The sequence below is a fragment of the Paenibacillus sp. FSL P2-0136 genome (genome assembly GCF_037975325.1).
GTDB classification, from domain to species: domain Bacteria; phylum Bacillota; class Bacilli; order Paenibacillales; family Paenibacillaceae; genus Paenibacillus_AQ; species Paenibacillus_AQ silagei.
On the sequence record NZ_CP150244.1, the window covers coordinates 2,688,137 to 2,705,453 of the forward strand.

A 17,317-nucleotide genomic window follows, 5' to 3' on the forward strand; every position below is an offset into this window, starting at 1 on the left:
CGAAAATATTGGCCAGTGCGTGTCCAGAAACATCATGAAGCGGTGGGATGGAGTGTGGGCAGGGGGCGCGTGGGCCCAATGTATGCGGAAAACAGCATACAATGGGCTGGCGCGAGGCGCGTGGGCCAGATGTATGCGGAAAACAGCATACAATGGGCTCGCTGAAGGCGCGTGAGCCAAATGTATGCGGAAAACAGCATACAATGGGCTCGCTGAAGGCGCGTGGGCCAGATGTATGCGAAAAACAGCATACAATGAGCTCGCGCTACCCGCGCGGGCCCACTGGGGATCAGCTTTTTTCACAGCACCGTGTCCCGGTAATCCTCTTCAATGGCAGGCTTCCGGCGGATCAGCAGACGGTATTCGGTCGGCTGCATGTCCATGGCTTCGCGGAAGGCGCGGGTGAAGCTTTTGTAGCTCTCGTAGCCGACCATGGCGGCAATCTCAATGATCTTGTGATCGGTCTCGGCCAGCAGACGCCGCGCTTTGCCCAGACGCACATCACGCAGGTATTCGGCGAAGCCCTTGCCGATATTCTTCTTGAACTGGTTGGAGAAGTAGGCGTAATTCAGCGAGACATGATTGGACACCATCGCGAGATCCAGCGGCTTGTGGTAATTCTCGTGGATGAAGCGGATGGCTTCATTCAAATCCTGCGAGCTGCGGTAGCTGCACTTGTATTCATAGTAGAACTGGTCCAGGCGCAGGAGCTGCTGCTGCAAGGCTTGGATATATTCGCGGATGCCGGGATAGTCGAACAGATTGCGCAGACACTCCAGATCCAGCGCTTCTTCACCCAGATAAGGACGGATGACACGCTCATAATCCTCCATCATCCGGACAACGGCGCGGCATAGCTGCTGGGTGTAACGGATGTGATAGCGCTGAAGCACCTCCTTGTGGAAGAGGCTGGAGATCCCTTGGGTGATTCTGCCGCTGTTACTTGTGCCGGTTAACTGGAAGAGGGCGTACAGCTCCTCATAAGGAAGCTCCCAGTGCTGCTCCAGCCGCGCGATGTGCTGAGGCAGCAGGCAGCGCGTATCCGGGAAAAGAAAGCTGTGGCGGTACAGATCAAGCACCTGTGTATAACTGCCCGGCAGAGTGCTTAATCCTTGGTGCGGATCAGTCATGGCCGTGACGGCCCCGATCTGCTCTTCGCTGAGCGCAGCAGGCAAGGCTCCCGGATCTATGGCTGCATCCACGGCCAGGACCAGGTGGGGGCGGTGCTGGAGACAGATGCAGCCCTGTCTGCCGTACACACGGTAGGCCACGGCTTCGATGCTGTGACTGCTGCTGGCCCCCGGCTGGTTAATCCAGCGCTCCTCGCGCAGGTGGCAGAGGCGGTAGCTGCGCCACAGCCCCGGGTTCTGCTGCTCAGTCGCGGCAATCCACGCTTCATCGCCCGCCGCACCTTGCATATACATCCGCAGCTCCTTGCGGTCCGTCTCCAGGGCGCGCTGCGAGAGCCGCTCGATATTGCTGGTGAGCAATCTGCGCGTCTCGATCTCCTGCCAGACATGCTCCACCGAGACCTGCAGGTCTTCACGCTTCACAGGCTTGAGCAGGTACCCTTTGGCCCCGAGCTCAATGGCCTTCTGGGCATAGGCGAAATCGCTGTATCCGCTAATGATCAGATAATCCGCCTTCAGGCCTTCCAGCCGGCTTTGCGCCATAAGCGCAAGGCCGTCCATATCCGGCATGCGGATATCGGTAATGACGAGCTGGATGATGTGCGCCCGGAGAAGCTCCAGGGCTTCAAGCCCGTTAGCGGCGCTGTACATATGCCCCGGCTGTTGCGGGAACTGGCAGAGCATCGCCTGCAGCCCGTCACGGATATGCTTTTGATCGTCCACCACCAGAATATTGATCATGCCTACCAACCTCCAAGATTCTCATTTTCCCAGGGCAGCCTCAGGGTTACACAGGTATATTCCCCTTGAACGCTGCTGATCCACAGGCCGCAATCCATGCCGTAATGGAGCTGCAGGCGCTTATGTACATTGTCCAGCCCCAGCCCGCTACTGCTGCTGCTGATAATCGGGGTGTCAGAATCGCCCCGCAGCACAGACTGCAGGCTGTCCAGCATCCGGGGAGCTACCCCGGCGCCGTCATCGCGGATCTCGATCAGCAGCAGACTGTCATTCTCTACCCGTACCGAAATGGTGATCTGAATACTGCCGCCGGAAGGGGCCGCATGGTGTACGGCGTTCTCGACAATGGGCTGCATGCACATCTTGGGGATGCGGTAGCGCTGCACCTCCGGCGGAAGATCTGCCGCGAGCTCAATGCTCCCGCCTTCCATGAAGTTGATGAACCGGATATAGCTGCGGATGTTGGCCAGCTCCTCGCTGAGCGCGACCGTATCGCTGCGCCACTGCATACTGTACCGCAGCAGGGAGCCCAGCGAGACCAGTGCGCCTGCAATGGCAGGCTGCCGTTCCACCTCTGCGCGCATTCTGATAGATTCCAGCGCATTGTACAGAAAGTGGGAGTTGATCTGCGAATGGAGAGAGTGGAGCTGCGCATTCTTGGCGATAAGCTGCTTATCTACTACCTGTGTCATCAGCTGCTGGATTTCGTCCAGCATACTATTGTAGCTGACGGCGACATAGTCAATTTCGTCACCGGTTTCGTTCGCGCCAAGCCCGGTATCAATCTTGGCATCCAGCTGGCCCCTGCGCACCTTGCGCATCGAGCCCAGCACCTTATCTAAGCGTCGGAAGATCCGCCGGGTCATCCTCGACACCAGCAGCAGCATCAGCAGCAGGACGGAGGAGGTGATGGCAATGACCAGCAGATACCCGTCGCGCGGACCTTTCATCAGTGCCTGACGGGAGGCGATGTCCACCACATAGGCGTTCAGGGGAGCGATATAACGGTAGAGCGCATAGTAAGTCTGGTCCCCGGAATGGACCTCAATGGGGGCCTTTTGCTCCAGTACGTTCAATTGCTCATGGGTCCGGCTAAGGATGTCGTCCAGCTTCTCTCCGGCCTTCTGCGGGAACACATGCCCCGGAAGGTAGACATTACGGGAAGCATCTGCGCTGTCCATGATCACGGTGAAGAAATCCCGCCCGCTGTCCTCCAGCAGATCGCTGAACAAGACGTTATGCCGCGCCCGGATCTCCATAATCGTAGGCAGCCTCTGCTGCTGGCCCTGAAGCCGCACCAGCCTGTAGTAAGACAAGGTATCTGCGCCATCCTTGAAGGAGAACAGCCGGAAGGCGGCACCGCCTTCATCCCGGAGGGTCATCCAGTAATCCTGCGGCCAGAACTTGCTGTAATGATAGATTTCCGGCCAGATTTCATAGACATCGGGGTTATCTACATAGAAGCTCAGACTGCTAATCATCGTATGGCTCTGGATGATGTTATGCATCTGTTCATATTGGTTCTGCTTGAATTTCACAAGCCGCAGACCGTCCCCGCGCATGCCCGAATGGATGAAATCCACGAAGGACTTCTGGGTCAGGGCGGTCGCGGAAGCGTTCTCAAGAAGTTCGAGCCGGCTGCGCAGCCGTTCGTTCAGCCGGGCGACATGGTTGCTGCCCTCGGCCATAGCCTCTTTATAGAGCTGGTTCTCCTGGCTGCGGATGAACAGGGAAGACACCACAATGGCCGGGATGGCGATCATCAGGCTGAAGGCCAGGAACAGCTTTTGCGAGATCGGGGCATTGCGGTATAGCCTTCTTAACGTGGTCAGCAGCTTCTTCATCGGTAACCCCTCCATCCCAGTAATATAGCATAGATCATAAATGGGCTGGTAGGGAATATGGCACGTATTTTAGCAGCTAGAGCCCGTAGGGGAGCCTCCTCTATGCAGGAAATACCGGCAGCCCTCACGGCCGCCGGTACAGCTCCATTACACAGGCGGATTATTCCGCCATCTTGCCTTTGCGCGCATCCAGCTCGGTCTGGCGGTATTCCATCACCTGCGCGAACCCGTAGCCGTCGCGGCGGGAGCGGAAGCTCTCGAACACCTTGTCAAAAGCCGCCTCATCCTTGGCCGTAATCAGCTCCGGCAGCACCTCTTCCCAGTTCTGGGAGATCCGTGACCAGGCAACCGCCACATCGGAATCGCCGAGCGGGTCCAGGCCTTTGTAGATCCCGCTGTCAATATCGGCCTGCGCATTCGCGAAGTCTTCCATTTGCTTGATGACCGGGGCTTTCTCCGGTCTCCACTGGTTGACGATGACCGGATTGCGCATCATCCAGTAGGTGTCCAGAATGCCGTATTCCTTCTCCAGCTTCTCGATATTGCTGCCCAGCATGTCGGCGAACTCGGCCTTAAGCTGCGGCTTGCCGCCCGCCGAATTCCAGGTTTCGCCCTCCTTGCCGAGGAACAGGTCACGCTGGCCCTCCTCGCTGGCGAGGTAGGTCAGGAAGCGGATCGCCCGCTCCGGGTTCTTCGTGGATTTGCTGATCATGGTCACCATCCAGCCGTCCATGTTGCCAGGGAACAGCTTGGCGCTCTCGCCCTTGTTATTCTGCGGCCCGTCAACCGCGATGTAGTAAGAGTCCGGGTTAGCCCCCGCCGCGAGCATCGGATTGACCGCTGACATGCCGGTCCATTCGCGGATCATCGTGAAGTAGCGGGCGTTGTTCGTTTTCTCCTCTACTTGGGTATCTGAATCCACCAGGAAATCGACGTTAATCAGTCCGCGCTCGTACGCTGTGCGGAAGGTTTTGAGCCAGGCGATGTAATCAGGATCGGTAATACGGTCATATACTTTGTCATCCTTCTCATGCGGAACCGCCAGCAGATTCTGGAGATATTCCGTCATCCCGTAAGGCACATTGCCCTGGGCGAAAAAGGGGCTGATCGGCTGGCCCTTATACTCGGGGTACTTATCCTTCAGCAGCTGCAGCGCACCCAGGAAGCCTTCCGGGGTACTGAGGTCCGGCTTGCCCATCTCCTCGTACAGATCCTTGCGGACCAGGAAGGTTTGGTTAGCCGCCGTCATGCCGGTCTCGTGCATTAGGTTAGGGCTGTAGGAATCATTGGGCACTCCGTAGGTGTTGCCGTTCTCCTGCCGGTACCACTTCAGCGTGCCGTCACCGGCGACCTTGAAGAAATAGGGATCATACTTGTCGGCGAGCTCGTTGAGCGCATAGACATGATCGCCTTCCCACAGCTTTTTGACAGCGGTCTCCCAGGAGCCCATGCTGATCAGGTCCGGCAGCTTGCCAGAGGTCATCATCAGCGTAACCTGCTCATTCGCTTCCCCTGAGGGAACCTCCAGCTTGACGTTCACGCCCGTCTTCTCGGTGACATACTTGGAGGCTAGGCTCTCACCCCAGGTGTGGGCATACCAGTTCGCGCCGACGAACCAGGTGAGATCCACCGGACTGGTATCGAGCTTCCAGGCGGGCTCCTCCGCATTCAGCTTGGTCTCGGTCTGCGGTTCCGGTGACGCTTCGGCCTGAGGCGCAGCCGTCGGCATATTCTCCTTAGTGGCGGAATTGCTGCTGCAGGCGGCTATGCTTAAGGCCAAGGTTACGGTCATCATTGCGGCCAGGATGGGGCGTACAGGTTTGCTTTTCACAGCATAATCATCCTTTCGGGTTAGGTGTGGTTAGACTTCCTACGGTTATCCCTTAATCGCGCCGATCATCACACCCTTGACCAGATAACGCTGAATGAAGGGGTAGAAGATCAGGATCGGCAGCGTAGCCACCATCATGGAGGCGAATTTGATCGAGTTGCCGGGCAGCCGGGCACCGAATTGGGCCATAGCCTGCTGCTGCATGAAGGACATGGAGTTCTCGGCGATGATTTTGTACAGCATGGTCTGCAATGGCAGCAGCTCCTGGGAATGGATGTAGATAACACCCTGATAATAATCATTCCAGTGATAGACGGCGGAGAACAGGGCGATGGTCGCAATGACCGCCATGCTGTTAGGCAGTACAATCCGGAACAGCACGCCGTAATCCGAAGCGCCGTCTACCTTGGCCGACTCCTCCAGGCTGTCAGGAATGGTACGGAAGAAGCTCATGAAGATGACCATATTAAAGAAAGTATACATGGACGGGATGATGAACACCCAGAAGCTATCATACAGGCCGAGCTTCGTCATGAGAATGAAGGAGGGGATGAGCCCGCCTGAGAAGAGCATGGTGATCAGAGAGATTTTGAGATAGAGCTTGCGGCCGATCAGATTGGACTTGCTGATTCCGTAAGCGATAATTGCGGTGAACAGCACATGCACCACCGTTCCGATAACTGTCCGCATTGTAGTGATGTAGAACCCGTTCATCAAGGTCTTATCGTTAAAAGCCACACTGTAGCTGGCCAGCGACAGCTCGGAGGGGAACCAGTTGACGGTGCCGAGTGAAGCCTGCTCCGGCGAATTCAGCGAATTGACGAGCACGAACCACATCGGGTACAGCGTCAGGAAGCAGACGGCCAGCATCAGCAGCGTATTGAAGATCTCAAACAAGCCGATCCGCCGCAATCCTCCATGTCTTGCCATGAATCGTTGATCTCCTTTCCAAGTGAATTTCTTGTGTTCAAAAAATACTGTCCCCCGTAAGCTTCTTGGAACTCTGATTGGCTAACAGCAGCAGTCCCAGCGCTACAATGGAGCGGGCGAACAGGACGGCGGTGGAGAAGGAATGGCGCCCGGAGACCAGCCCCATGTTATAGATGTAGAGGTCCAGGCTCTCCGCCATCTTCATGTTCATATTGTTCTTCAGCATGAAGATCTGCTCGAAGTTGCTTCCGAGAATGCCGCTGACGGCGAGGATGAAGAGGATGGCAATGGTCGGGCGGATGCTTTGCACCGTGATATGCCACATCCGCTGCCAGCGGTTCGCACCGTCCAGCTCCGCAGCTTCATACAGCCCCGGATCAATGCCCGCTATGGCCGCTATGTAGATGATCGCGCTCCACCCGGTCTCCTTCAGCGTATCGGTGAAGAAGGTGATCCACCAGAAGTACTGCGGCTCACTGTTAAACAGGATATCCCGGTCCTGAAGCCCCAGCGCCATCATCAGCTGGTTAATGACACCGCCTTCGCCCAGCCAGTTGAGCGCGATGCCGCCGAAGATCGTCCAGGCGATGAAATGCGGCAGGTAGGAGATCGTCTGCACCGTGCGCTTGAACCGCAGGCTGCGGATTTCATTCAGCAGCAGCGCGAATAGAATAGGGATGGGAAAACCGAGAACGAGCTTGATGCTGCTCATCCCGAGGGTGTTGCGGATCGAGCGCCAGAACCGGTCATCTGTCAGGAAATCGCGGAAATGCTTCAGCCCGACAAACGGAGATTCCAGCATAGGCTTCGCGATACTGAAATCCATAAAGGCTATGATCAGCCAGAGCATGGGGATGTAACAAAAGATAAACATCCAGAGAATGCCCGGGATCACCATGCTCTGCAGCTGCCACTGCCTAAGAAGCGCTTTCATTTGTCCCGTTCGGGTGTGGAACATGTACTGTACCCCCTTCCTTCTTCATCGTATGAAAAAGGCTGGCGGAAAAAAAGGCCATGATTATTGGCCCTATCCCAATTTTTTGGATTCCTCCCGCTGGGGCCGGAAATTCAGTATGCTGTGATTACATGAAGGGAGTGGGCCAAACGATGAACAGACTGGTATGGGAGCAGGATTTCCAAGGGGGGACTGCTGATTTGAAGCTATGGAACATCCGCCTTGGCAATGATCTGCTGGACAATGACGGGAAAGCGATCTTCCCGGGTTGGGGGAATGGAGAGCAGCAATTCTATACGGGGCGGCCGGGGAATCTGTCGGTTGGCGAGGAGGGACTGCGGCTGTGTGCCCGCCGTGAGGTCACAGAGCAGGAGGGGCGGAGCTTCGCTTATACCTCGGCCCGGATCGATACAAGAAATCACTTCGCGTTCTGCTACGGCAGGCTGACCGTGCGCGCCAAGCTGCCGGCCGGGCAGGGAATCTGGCCTGCGATCTGGCTGCTTCCGCAGGATCAGGCGTATGGACCCTGGCCGGCTTCCGGCGAGATCGATATTCTGGAGGCGAAGGGGCGTCTGCCCCGGAAGATAGCCGGAACTCTGCATTACGGTGCAGACATCGAGCGGAAGATTGTTGAAGAGTTCACTTACGAATTAGAGCGCGGAACGATTGAAGAATTCCGGGATTACACGCTGGAATGGCAGGAAGGCTCCATGAGATGGCTGGTAGACGGGCACTGCTATGCCGAGCGGCGGCTTGAGCCGGGGATGCCGTTCGACCAGCCCTTTTATCTGCTGCTTAATCTTGCCGTTGGCGGATGGTATGACCCTGTCGCGGTAGATGAAGCTGCGCTGCCTGCGGTAATGACGGTGTCGGGCATCCGGCTGTATCAGAGCTAAGGACAATCCCTCAGATCCCGGCAAAAATATCATTCAAGCGGTCCCAGTTGGCTGCGATCCAATGATTCTCCTGACGGAAGCGGACGAGCGGCGGGAATTCATCCTGCTGAGGCACAGCAATCCATTCGGCTTCCTTCCACCAGGTTAATTTCACTGACCGGATGAGTGTACTTGCAGGCAAGGGAGTATATTCACGGTAGCCCGTCACAAAGGCCCGTACCCGGTCCAGCCCGATTCCGTCCTCAGATAACGCGCAGGAGAGGATCGGCCGGGCTATATCGAACTCCGGGTAGACGAAATGCAGCCGGTCGAAGTCAAGGATCGCCGCCACCTGATCTGCGCTGAACAGTATATTATCCACGAACAGGTCCCGGTGCCCCCAGCCCCGTTCGCAGTCCGCGAAGATGCCGGTGTCCATCCGGTCGATGATCCTCCGCTGAAGCTCAAGCGCCGATAGAGTATCCTCGCTCTGCCGGGCGGTAGCCTGATGATAGCGTGCCTTCCAGTTTCTCACCATAGACGCCTGGCTGCGGACCTCCCAGTACAGCGGCAACGAAGCAGGCTGGGCGTTAAGTAACTTGTGCATCCGGCCGACTACTCTGCCCAGCGAATACATCTGCTGCTCCGTGGCCGAGCCGGGGGCAATACTGTGCCCGTCACACAAGGTCATCAGCACGTAACGTTCCTGTGAAGGCGTTCTCAATACATAATTTCCGGCGTGCGAAAATAACTTCGGAACAGGAAGGCCTTCCAGGTACAGGTGATCCTGATGGCTTAAGGAGACTTCCAGTCCGCGGGTGAGGGCTTCAGGGTAACGGATTTTACTGTACTGCTTCACGAACAGACGGCCTTGATCACTGTCCAGCCTCCACTTCAGATTCAGGAAGCCCTGATCGATCTGGACCGCTTCAGTGACATGCAACCCGAATTGTTCTGTGATGGAGTCCAGGATCTCATCCCGGATTCTTACGGCGGTGTCTGACATACAATATCTCCTCACCGGGATAATATAGAGGCTGGATTAGCGAAGTATTCACACTAGTAGAGCATCAGATTTAAAATGGTGGAGTAGAGGCTGAAAGAGACAGGGTTATAGAAATGGGAAAAAAGAGCGCAACAGACCGCGCTTCCTTGGTGGAGACATCAGCCTGCCAGCGGCAACCGGATAAAGCTCTTCATGCGGGGAGGGGGATGGACTGCCGGGCTTCTGCATCGTTTCCAGCGTTGCGGATAATTGCTTAATCATTACTCGCATATCCTCAAGCTCTGCACGCTGCTGGAGCAGCTGTACCGAAACGATCTCGCTCGCTTTTTGATCCAGTGTGTGTTCAATATACTCGATCCGGGACCATATTTTATTCATAGGGTCACCATCTGTATATAGGCTTGTATCCTCTTGCAGCGGGCCCCTTGGCAGCTTGTCGTTCGTGAGATCCCGATCTATGCCTTCCAGTGCTTCCCCCTGATTAATACGGTCTTTAATATGATTGAGCTGGCTGATTTGCTGCTCCGAGAAGGTATAATGTCCAAGACGGTCCTTTGGAAAGAAATCGGGGAACATGGCCGCCCAGCGTTTGATCGTAGTCTGGCTAACGGACAGCAGCTCCGCAGCTTCCTTTGTTTTCAGAATTTCCATTTCAATCCCTCCGGTGTAGTAGTCTTCTATGAGTTATTCGCTATTCTTCGGCGGCCCCCTGCACAGGTGACAAAGGAAGTGCTGATTCGCCAAGCAAAGTGTTATTACGACTATTCTTGCTCTCTAGAGAGCAGTGTACATACAGAAGAGTATAATTGTATCCCCGGAGAGCTCCAGAGGTAGAATCTATAACAAAGAAAAAGCTTTCCATAACCCCCTTCCGGGCAATTATGGAAAGCTTTCTTCAGCTAGTTACAGACATTGTGCTGAGCTGCCTTAAGGGAGAAGGCAGTTTATAGCAGGGCGAGCTTGAACTTGAAGGTATACGGACGGTTGGCAGGCAGCGTGAACTGCTCATGTGTTGGCGCACCCCAGCTGTCATCGCCGCCCACGCCCATTTGCTTGTAATTGACACGCAGCACGGTTTTGTCAGAGGCTGTCAGCTTGTAGCCGTGGTCGCTGGCTTCAAGCTCAGCCGGAGACCAAGGAAGTGCATTGACTTCAAGCGGCAGTGCGCCCTCCACAGATAATCCTTGTCCTTCGCGTCCTGCGGTGACGGAAGCATACCGTACATCCGTCTTGTTGCCGCACTCCTGCGGGCGGAGGTAATCCGTGAACTGCTCGCTGACCTTGCCTGTGTACAGTCCCAACAGAGCTCCGGACTTACGGTCCCAATAGTTCTCATGCGGCCCGCGGCCATACCAGGAGATCGTGTCCAGGCTGCTGTCCAGCTCGAAGACCATTCCGAATTCCGGGATCTCCGGCAGGGCGCTGCTGCCCGGGTTAAGCTCCTGTACAATCTCGACCGAACCATCCGTACGAATCTCGTAATGAACACGCAGGGTGGACTGCGGCTGCGTACCCAGCAGATAGTCAGCGGTCACGAAGCCGAGGCCCCCTTCCACACGGCAGCTGAACCGGGCCAGCTGACGCTCGTAGGACGCTTCCTTCCAGATCGCACAGCGCTCAGGATGCTTGTTGCCCAGATCATTGTCTGTTACAGCTCTCCAGAAGTTAGGTCTGGCCGGTGCGACGAGAACCTCCTTACCGGACGACTTCAGCGAGACAAGCGCGCCGGTTGCTGTCTCGAAGGCAAGCGCGAATCCGCTGCCCTCGAAGTTCACGAAGCCATCCTGTTCCTTCACTTGCAGGGTGCCGCCCGAAAGTTCCGGGTTACGGGACGGGATATACGGGGTTAACACGAACTGTTCCCAGGCAACTTCATGCGCGGCCTCAGACCAGGCGGTTGCGCCCTCCTGAACGAACGACACTGTAAGCACAGCTTCCTTGTCCGATTCAAGCAGCGCTGAATCCAGCGGAACGGTGAAGCCGGCTGCTTCTCCAGGCGCTGCGGAGAGCGGTAATTGTCCTTCCTGGGCCGCCTCGCCGTTCAGAGCCAGCGTCCATCTCAGCTGATAGTCTGCCAGATCCGTGAACAGGAAGTTGTTGCGGGCCTCGAAGCTTCCGCTCTTCAGATCCAGTGCGGTGATGGTGATATTCTGATAGCATTTCTTCACTTCGTAGAGCTTAGGGGTCACGCTGCGGTCCGCGAACAGCAGCCCGTTGCCGCTGAAGTTGCCGTCATGCGGCTTTTCCCCGAAATCCCCGCCGTAAGCCAGATAAGACACCCCTTCAGGAGTGGTTGTACGGATCGCCTGATCCACCCAGTCCCAGATGAATCCGCCCTGAATGCTGTCATATTTGTCGAACAGCTCCGTGTACAGATGCAGGCCGCCGCAGGAGTTGCCCATGGCATGGCTGTATTCACACAGAATGTAAGGCTTCTTCGGGTTGCTGAGAGCGTACTCCACGACTTCATCCGGCTTGATGTACATCGTCGATTCAATATCGCTGGCCGCGTCCGAAGGTCTGTAATGATAAGTGCCTTCATAATGCACCGGACGGGTCGGGTCAGCTTGCTTCAAGTGGTCATACATGGCCAGGAAGTTATCGCCGCCGAAGGATTCGTTGCCAAGCGACCAGATGATGACGGATGTGTGGTTCTTGTCGCGCTGCATCATGGAGTTACAGCGGTCAATGACGTTCGCGCGCCATTCCGGGCGGCTGCCGGGAACGTTGCCCTCATGCAATTCCTTCTGCCCGTATTGCCAGGAGCCATGTGTCTCCAGGTTCGTCTCGTCGATCACATAGAGGCCGTATTCGTCGCACAGCTCGTACCATACCGATTGGTTCGGATAGTGGGAGGTCCGCACGGCATTGATATTATGCAACTTCATCAGCTTGATATCGGTGATCATATCTTCCTTGGAGAGCGCGCGGCCGGTATCGCAGGAGAATTCATGGCGGTTCGTTCCCTTGAATACGATCCGTTTGCCGTTGATCTTCATCAGGCCGTCACGGATCTCGAAGGTCCGGAAGCCCGTCTTGCAGCTGAGCGCTTCCAGCAGCTCTCCCTGATCATCCTTCACCGAAATCAGCAGGGTGTAAAGGTTAGGCTTCTCCGCGCTCCATTTCAGCGGGTTCTTCACGGCTGCGGACAGCTTAAGCAGCTGAGTTCCCTCTTGTTCAAAAGCAAAACCGGCTGACACCGGCGCAGCCCATACCGGCTGCTGCTTGCTGTCGTAGAGCTGTACTTCAACGGTGTGTGCCCCGATGACCCGGTTATAATAGTTCTCCAGAGTCAGGTCGACCTGCAGCTCCGCATCGGTGAAGCTCTTGTCCAGCTCGGTGCGGACGAAGAAGTCGGCTACCCGTACTGGAGGCGCAGTGTAGAGATAGACATCGCGGAAAATTCCGCTCAGACGCCAGAAGTCCTGATCTTCCAGCCAGCTCGCATCACACCAGCGGTAGACTTCAACGGCCAGCTTGTTCTCGCCGGGAAGCAGGTAGGCGGTGATATCGAATTCTGACGGTGTGAAGGTATCCTCAGAGTATCCGGCAAGTTCGCCGTTCACCCATACATAGAAGGCGGATTCCACACCCTGGAAGCTGAGGAATACCGGCTGTCCGTCCCAATCCTGCGGAACGCTGAAAGAACGGATATAGGAGCCTACCGGATTGTATACCGTCGGAGCGAAGGGAGGCTTCAGATTCGGCTCGGATACTTCCCAAGGATAGCGTACATTGGTGTATTGGGGATAATCATATCCCTGGAACTGCCAGTGGGAAGGGACGGCGATATCTGCCCAGCCGGCAGCGTCGTATCCGGCCTTATAGAAATCCTTGATCCGTGCATCCGGGGTCTCGGCAAACGCGAATTTCCACGTTCCGTTCAGTGTCTGGTAACGGGATGAGGAAGCTTTATCCCCTTGCAGAGCGTCGGCTGCTGCCGGGAAGGACATCATGGAAGCATGGGCATCTATACGGTTCAATTGAAAAATCTCAGGATTATTGTTCCATTCGGGATATCCGTTGGCAGGCTGCTGATATGAGAGTTTGTTGCGCAAGTTAACATCTCCTTATATTGTTATATTCATATTATAGGATGGGAAATGTTCTGGGTATATATAATGATTTTGTTTAGATATAATAGAATATGAAACTAAGTGATGCCAGATTGCATCTGGAGGGAGGCTGCTATGGACAGTACGATGATCTTTTGCGAAATGGAAGATATGCTTCTGCTGCCCCTGTATCCCATGACCATTGGGTATTGGGAGCATCAGGGGGAGATGTCCCGGCCTGCGGGCTTCCCGGATTATCAGCTGCACCAGGTCCTCGGCGGCAAGGGTGAAGTGAATATCAAGGGGAAATCCTATATTGCCGAGGCGGGTGATATCTTCTGTCTCTACCCGGATGTGCCCCACTCTTATACGCCGCTTACCCGCGAATGGGAGCTGGCCTGGATCTCCTTCAACGGAAGAGAAGCAGCCCAGATGCTGCTCTACGCCGGAATACGGGAGTCCGGGGTGGGACGCCTCAGAGCAGAATCCATCCTTGCTCCGCTTGAGGAGATGCTTACGCTCTCCTGCGGCAATGAGCTTCAGGACAACATGGAGCGTTCCAAGCTGCTGTATGCCCTGCTGCTCGATCTGAAGCGCAGCCTGCTTCCGGCCTCGAATGAGGACAATGAGCTTGCGCGGATGAAGCCGGTGCTGCAATATATTGAGCTTCACCTGCACCGCCCGCTGCTGCTGAAGGAGCTGGCCGAGGTGGCGTCAGTCTCGCCGCAGTATCTGTGCCGGCTCTTCCAGCGGACCGTCCGTGAACGGCCGGTGGCCTATATTAACAAGCAGCGGATCAACCGGAGCAAGCAGCTGATGTTCAGCAGCCGGGGGCAGCGGATCTATGAAATCGCCCAGCGGGCCGGCTTCGAGAATGTCAGCTATTTCTGCGCTGTCTTCAAACGCACTACCGGCATGCAGCCGGAAGAGTGGAGAGGACTGCACGGGTTAGACTAGAGGAGCGGCTTCTAAGATAGCTCACGCAAGCTCCAGCTTAAACACAACCGGCAAGGCGCTTGTGACCGTAGTGGTACGGATGGTTAAGGCCTCAGTATCCCGTTCCCAGGAGGGCTGCTCACTGAAACCGAGGACTGTAATGTCCCTCAGGATTCCCTCGAAGCAGGGGGATTTCTCCCGGAGCGACTGGATGCGCACGATACCATCCTCCGGGTACACCAGTACTGTCGCATACAGGCAGCTGCCTTTTACAGTGAAGCGGATATCTTCCGGTGTGAACGTTTTGGCCTGGCCATCGGTAAATTGTCCTTCTTCAATACGTGTAGGCCCTTCCCCAAAGGTGCGCCAGAAGGAGGTATCATAGATCGCTTCTCCGTTTGTTCCCAGCCAGCTGCCGATGGCCGTCAGAATCGCCTGGTCCTCCTCTGCGAAGCTGCCATCGGCCTTGGGCCCTACGTTCAGGAGCAGATTGCCGTTCTTGCTGACGATATCGACCAGGTCGCGGATGATTTCTGCGGCGGATTTGTAGTCGTTATTCTCCGTATAACACCAGGAATTACGCGCTGCTGCTGTATCTGTCTGCCAGAAGAAGGGCTTCAGCTCGGCGAATTGCCCGCGCTCGACATCGGGGACCGCACTGCCGAACATGAAGGCATCATGCTTATAATTAATAGCAGCCGGCATTCCGCGCTCTGCCGCGCTATTGTAGTAGTAGGCCGCGAACTTTTGCAGATAGGGCCGGAAGGCCGCATTCTCAATCCACCAGTCGAAGTAAAAAATCTTGGGCTGGTACTGATCGACCAGCTCGCAGCAGCGGATCAGCCAGTCCTCCAGATACTCCCCGGACGGGGGAGAGCCGTAGGGATCATGATGATCCGGTTCCGGCATGGCCGGCCAGTAGAAGTCGCCGCGGACAAGCGGCTCGCGGATATCGGAGTCGAATTCCTTGCCGTGGGACATGAAGAACCAGTGCTCCGCGCGGTGGGAGGAGACGCCCAGCTCCAGCTCCTGCTCTGCGAAGGCCGCCTTCAGCTCGCCGAGAATATCCCGTCCGGGACCCATGTCATAAGTGTTATAATGAGAGACAGCGCTTTTATACATCTGGAAGCCGTCATGGTGTTCTGCCACGGGAATGACATATCTGGCGCCGGAGGCCTTGAATAGTGCAGCCCACCTGGCCGGATCGAACTGCTTCGCTGTGAACAGGGGAATGAAGTCCTTGTACCCGAACGTCTTGTGGTTCCCGTAGACTGCCAGATGATGCTCATATTCCTTCGTGCCCTGAATGTACATATTGCGTGAATACCACTCATTGCTGAAGGCCGGAACCGAATACAGCCCCCAGTGAATGAAGATCCCGAATTTGGCCTGGCGGTACCACTGCGGCACCTCATAAGCGCTTAACGATTCCCAATTCGCCTTGTAAGGGCCGTTCTTAATCGTCTCGTCAATAACCTGCAGATAATCAGTTGTGTTCATCATGAGCCAGTCATCTCCCTGTGTATGAAGTAATGCCTTTATTGTACCGGGCGGCAGGGCGGGTAAGAATGTACGGTGCTAACTTTTTGATGTACAAAAATAACCTTTAAGGCGGTCTGTCCCATGGACTCCCACAATCTGCTTACCAGCTACCTGGCCAATCTCAAGGTTGACCTGATTGTAGCCGACTATAACGAATGCTCTATGGATTGGAAGGATCTGGACTACACTCCGGATTACAGCAAATTCTATTACATAATTGGCGGAGAAGGCTGGCTGAAGATCGGGGATAAGGAGTATTATCCGCAGCCGGGTGAGCTGATTCTAATGCCGGAGGGGGTGAGGCAATCCTATGCCTGCATCAGCGAACGCCCCTTTCTCAAATACTGGTGTCATTTCAGTGCCAAGGTCGGGCAGATGAACCTGTTCCGTGTGCTTGAGCTGAGCCATGTCTGTCTTCCTGAGAATTCTGCTGCGGTTGAGGCGGCGTTCAAGGGGATCACCGACAGTGCCAGATCTGACGCGGTCTACGCCCCGCTGCTGGCGAGAAGCAAACTGCTTGAGCTGATGTCCTATTACCTGATGAATCTCAAGCTGGATGAGCTCTCTTATAAGAATCTCGGGGCGGCCCGGAAGCTGACGGCTGTCCTGGATTATATCGCGGAGAATATCGAGCAGAATATGAGCATTCATGATCTTGCCGAGATTGCATACATGCACCCGAACTACTTCATGCGCCTGTTCAAGCAGCAGATCGGCGTGCCCCCCATCCAGTACATTACCCGGCAAAAGATTGAAAAGGCCAAAGAGCTGCTGACCACCACCTCCGGTTCGGTCAGTGCGATTGCCGACCAGCTCGGCTTCGGCGATCTGTTCTATTTCTCCAAGCAGTTCAAGAAGCATGCCGGGCTTACGCCCACCGAATTCAGGAAACACAAGAGCGGAGGGATGATATAGTGATTCTGGAACAGAGCAGAGGTTATCAGATCCGGTTAATGGATGAGCAGGCGGCCAGGGAGATTGTTAATTGGAGATACGAGACGCCATATGCCCTGTACAATATGCTGGATGCGGCTGATGACGCAGAGGATATCGAGGAGCTGCTGGACGGCTCTTATTTCAGTGTAGCTGCGGCGGACGGAGCGTTGATCGGGTTCTTCTGTTACGGACAGAACGCGCAGGTGGGGGAAGGGATAGAGAGCGGACTCTACCTGGATGGAACTTCCCTCGATATCGGCTTGGGGCTAAGACCGGATCTGACCGGGCAGGGCCGAGGACTGGCCTTCCTGCAAGCGGGGATGAAGTTTGCAGAGCGGACGTATGACGCGAAGAGATTCAGATTGTCGGTGGCTGCCTTCAACCTGAGGGCAGTTAGCGTGTATAAGAAGGCAGGCTTCGTCCTCCTGCATAGCTTCGTACATCAGCACGGGGACAGCGAAATGGAGTTCCTGCTGATGGAGACCCGGGACATTGCTGCCCGCCTATAGCGCGAGTGGAGAATTCAGGGTGAAGTC

The 17,317-nt window shown here is 55.7% G+C and carries 13 protein-coding genes; 4 read left to right on the forward strand and 9 right to left on the reverse strand.

The annotated features are described in order from the left end of the window. Positions 1 to 299: 299 nt before the first annotated feature. From NYE26_RS10995 to NYE26_RS11015, 5 genes are all read right to left on the reverse strand, one after another. A complete protein-coding gene (locus NYE26_RS10995; RefSeq protein ID WP_339255751.1) occupies positions 300 to 1,871 on the reverse strand; it encodes a response regulator in 1,572 nt (523 codons plus the stop codon). Positions 1,872 to 1,873: 2 nt separating this feature from the next. Then, positions 1,874 to 3,715 carry a histidine kinase gene (locus tag NYE26_RS11000; RefSeq protein ID WP_339255753.1) on the reverse strand — a complete coding sequence of 614 codons (1,842 nt, stop codon included), beginning with the start codon at positions 3,713 to 3,715 and terminating at the stop codon, positions 1,874 to 1,876. A gap of 160 nt (positions 3,716 to 3,875) precedes the next feature. Further along, positions 3,876 to 5,546 (reverse strand): extracellular solute-binding protein, encoded by a 1,671-nt coding sequence (locus NYE26_RS11005; protein WP_339255755.1) that lies wholly within the window; start codon positions 5,544 to 5,546, stop codon positions 3,876 to 3,878. Between the two features lie 45 nt (positions 5,547 to 5,591). Beyond that, positions 5,592 to 6,476: a carbohydrate ABC transporter permease gene (locus NYE26_RS11010; RefSeq protein WP_339255757.1), complete on the reverse strand. Its 885-nt coding sequence runs from the start codon at positions 6,474 to 6,476 to the stop codon at positions 5,592 to 5,594. A 37-nt stretch (positions 6,477 to 6,513) separates the two neighbouring features. Beyond that, on the reverse strand, positions 6,514 to 7,434 hold the full coding sequence (locus NYE26_RS11015) for an ABC transporter permease subunit (RefSeq protein ID WP_036729794.1): 921 nt from the start codon (positions 7,432 to 7,434) through the stop codon (positions 6,514 to 6,516). Positions 7,435 to 7,583: 149 nt separating this feature from the next. On the opposite strand from NYE26_RS11015, the gene NYE26_RS11020 reads away from it, so the two are divergent. Next, positions 7,584 to 8,327 (forward strand): glycoside hydrolase family 16 protein, encoded by a 744-nt coding sequence (locus tag NYE26_RS11020; RefSeq protein WP_339255759.1) that lies wholly within the window; start codon positions 7,584 to 7,586, stop codon positions 8,325 to 8,327. Between the two features lie 10 nt (positions 8,328 to 8,337). Here the strand turns inward: NYE26_RS11020 and NYE26_RS11025 are convergent, their stop codons facing one another. The 3 genes from NYE26_RS11025 to NYE26_RS11035 form a co-directional block, all read right to left on the reverse strand. Beyond that, positions 8,338 to 9,312 (reverse strand): phosphotransferase, encoded by a 975-nt coding sequence (locus NYE26_RS11025; RefSeq protein ID WP_339255761.1) that lies wholly within the window; start codon positions 9,310 to 9,312, stop codon positions 8,338 to 8,340. 105 nt (positions 9,313 to 9,417) lie between these two features. Next, positions 9,418 to 9,963 carry a MerR family transcriptional regulator gene (locus NYE26_RS11030; RefSeq protein WP_339255763.1) on the reverse strand — a complete coding sequence of 182 codons (546 nt, stop codon included), beginning with the start codon at positions 9,961 to 9,963 and terminating at the stop codon, positions 9,418 to 9,420. A 293-nt stretch (positions 9,964 to 10,256) separates the two neighbouring features. Continuing rightward, positions 10,257 to 13,370, reverse strand: coding sequence for a glycoside hydrolase family 2 TIM barrel-domain containing protein (locus NYE26_RS11035; protein WP_339255765.1), 3,114 nt, complete (start codon positions 13,368 to 13,370; stop codon positions 10,257 to 10,259). Between the two features lie 159 nt (positions 13,371 to 13,529). On the opposite strand from NYE26_RS11035, the gene NYE26_RS11040 reads away from it, so the two are divergent. After that, the gene (locus NYE26_RS11040; protein ID WP_339255767.1) at positions 13,530 to 14,324 is read left to right on the forward strand and encodes an AraC family transcriptional regulator; all 795 of its coding nucleotides are present in this window, start codon (positions 13,530 to 13,532) and stop codon (positions 14,322 to 14,324) included. A gap of 21 nt (positions 14,325 to 14,345) precedes the next feature. Here the strand turns inward: NYE26_RS11040 and NYE26_RS11045 are convergent, their stop codons facing one another. Next, positions 14,346 to 15,806 carry an alpha-L-fucosidase gene (locus NYE26_RS11045; protein ID WP_339255768.1) on the reverse strand — a complete coding sequence of 487 codons (1,461 nt, stop codon included), beginning with the start codon at positions 15,804 to 15,806 and terminating at the stop codon, positions 14,346 to 14,348. A gap of 120 nt (positions 15,807 to 15,926) precedes the next feature. Here NYE26_RS11045 and NYE26_RS11050 point away from each other — a divergent pair, with 120 nt between their 5' ends. Both NYE26_RS11050 and NYE26_RS11055 read left to right on the forward strand, forming a co-directional pair. After that, positions 15,927 to 16,760: a helix-turn-helix domain-containing protein gene (locus NYE26_RS11050; protein ID WP_339255770.1), complete on the forward strand. Its 834-nt coding sequence runs from the start codon at positions 15,927 to 15,929 to the stop codon at positions 16,758 to 16,760. Continuing rightward, positions 16,760 to 17,290, forward strand: a complete 531-nt coding sequence (locus tag NYE26_RS11055; RefSeq protein ID WP_339255772.1) for a GNAT family N-acetyltransferase — start codon at positions 16,760 to 16,762, stop codon at positions 17,288 to 17,290. The genes NYE26_RS11050 and NYE26_RS11055 overlap by 1 nt, the downstream gene beginning before the upstream one ends. The last annotated feature ends 27 nt before the right edge of the window (positions 17,291 to 17,317 follow it).

Excerpts from the sequence above, each read along its gene's own strand:
- NYE26_RS11030 (WP_339255763.1), bottom strand. The coding sequence starts at position 9,963 with ATGGAAATTCTGAAAACAAAGGAAGCTGCGGAGCTGCTGTCCGTTAGC.
- NYE26_RS11050 (WP_339255770.1), top strand. The coding sequence starts at position 15,927 with ATGGACTCCCACAATCTGCTTACCAGCTACCTGGCCAATCTCAAGGTT.
- NYE26_RS11040 (WP_339255767.1), top strand. The coding sequence starts at position 13,530 with ATGGAAGATATGCTTCTGCTGCCCCTGTATCCCATGACCATTGGGTAT.
- NYE26_RS11045 (WP_339255768.1), bottom strand. The coding sequence starts at position 15,806 with ATGATGAACACAACTGATTATCTGCAGGTTATTGACGAGACGATTAAG.
- NYE26_RS11015 (WP_036729794.1), bottom strand. The coding sequence starts at position 7,434 with ATGTTCCACACCCGAACGGGACAAATGAAAGCGCTTCTTAGGCAGTGG.
- NYE26_RS11010 (WP_339255757.1), bottom strand. The coding sequence starts at position 6,476 with ATGGCAAGACATGGAGGATTGCGGCGGATCGGCTTGTTTGAGATCTTC.
- NYE26_RS10995 (WP_339255751.1), bottom strand. The coding sequence starts at position 1,871 with ATGATCAATATTCTGGTGGTGGACGATCAAAAGCATATCCGTGACGGG.
- NYE26_RS11000 (WP_339255753.1), bottom strand. The coding sequence starts at position 3,715 with ATGAAGAAGCTGCTGACCACGTTAAGAAGGCTATACCGCAATGCCCCG.
- NYE26_RS11020 (WP_339255759.1), top strand. The coding sequence starts at position 7,584 with ATGAACAGACTGGTATGGGAGCAGGATTTCCAAGGGGGGACTGCTGAT.
- NYE26_RS11025 (WP_339255761.1), bottom strand. The coding sequence starts at position 9,312 with ATGTCAGACACCGCCGTAAGAATCCGGGATGAGATCCTGGACTCCATC.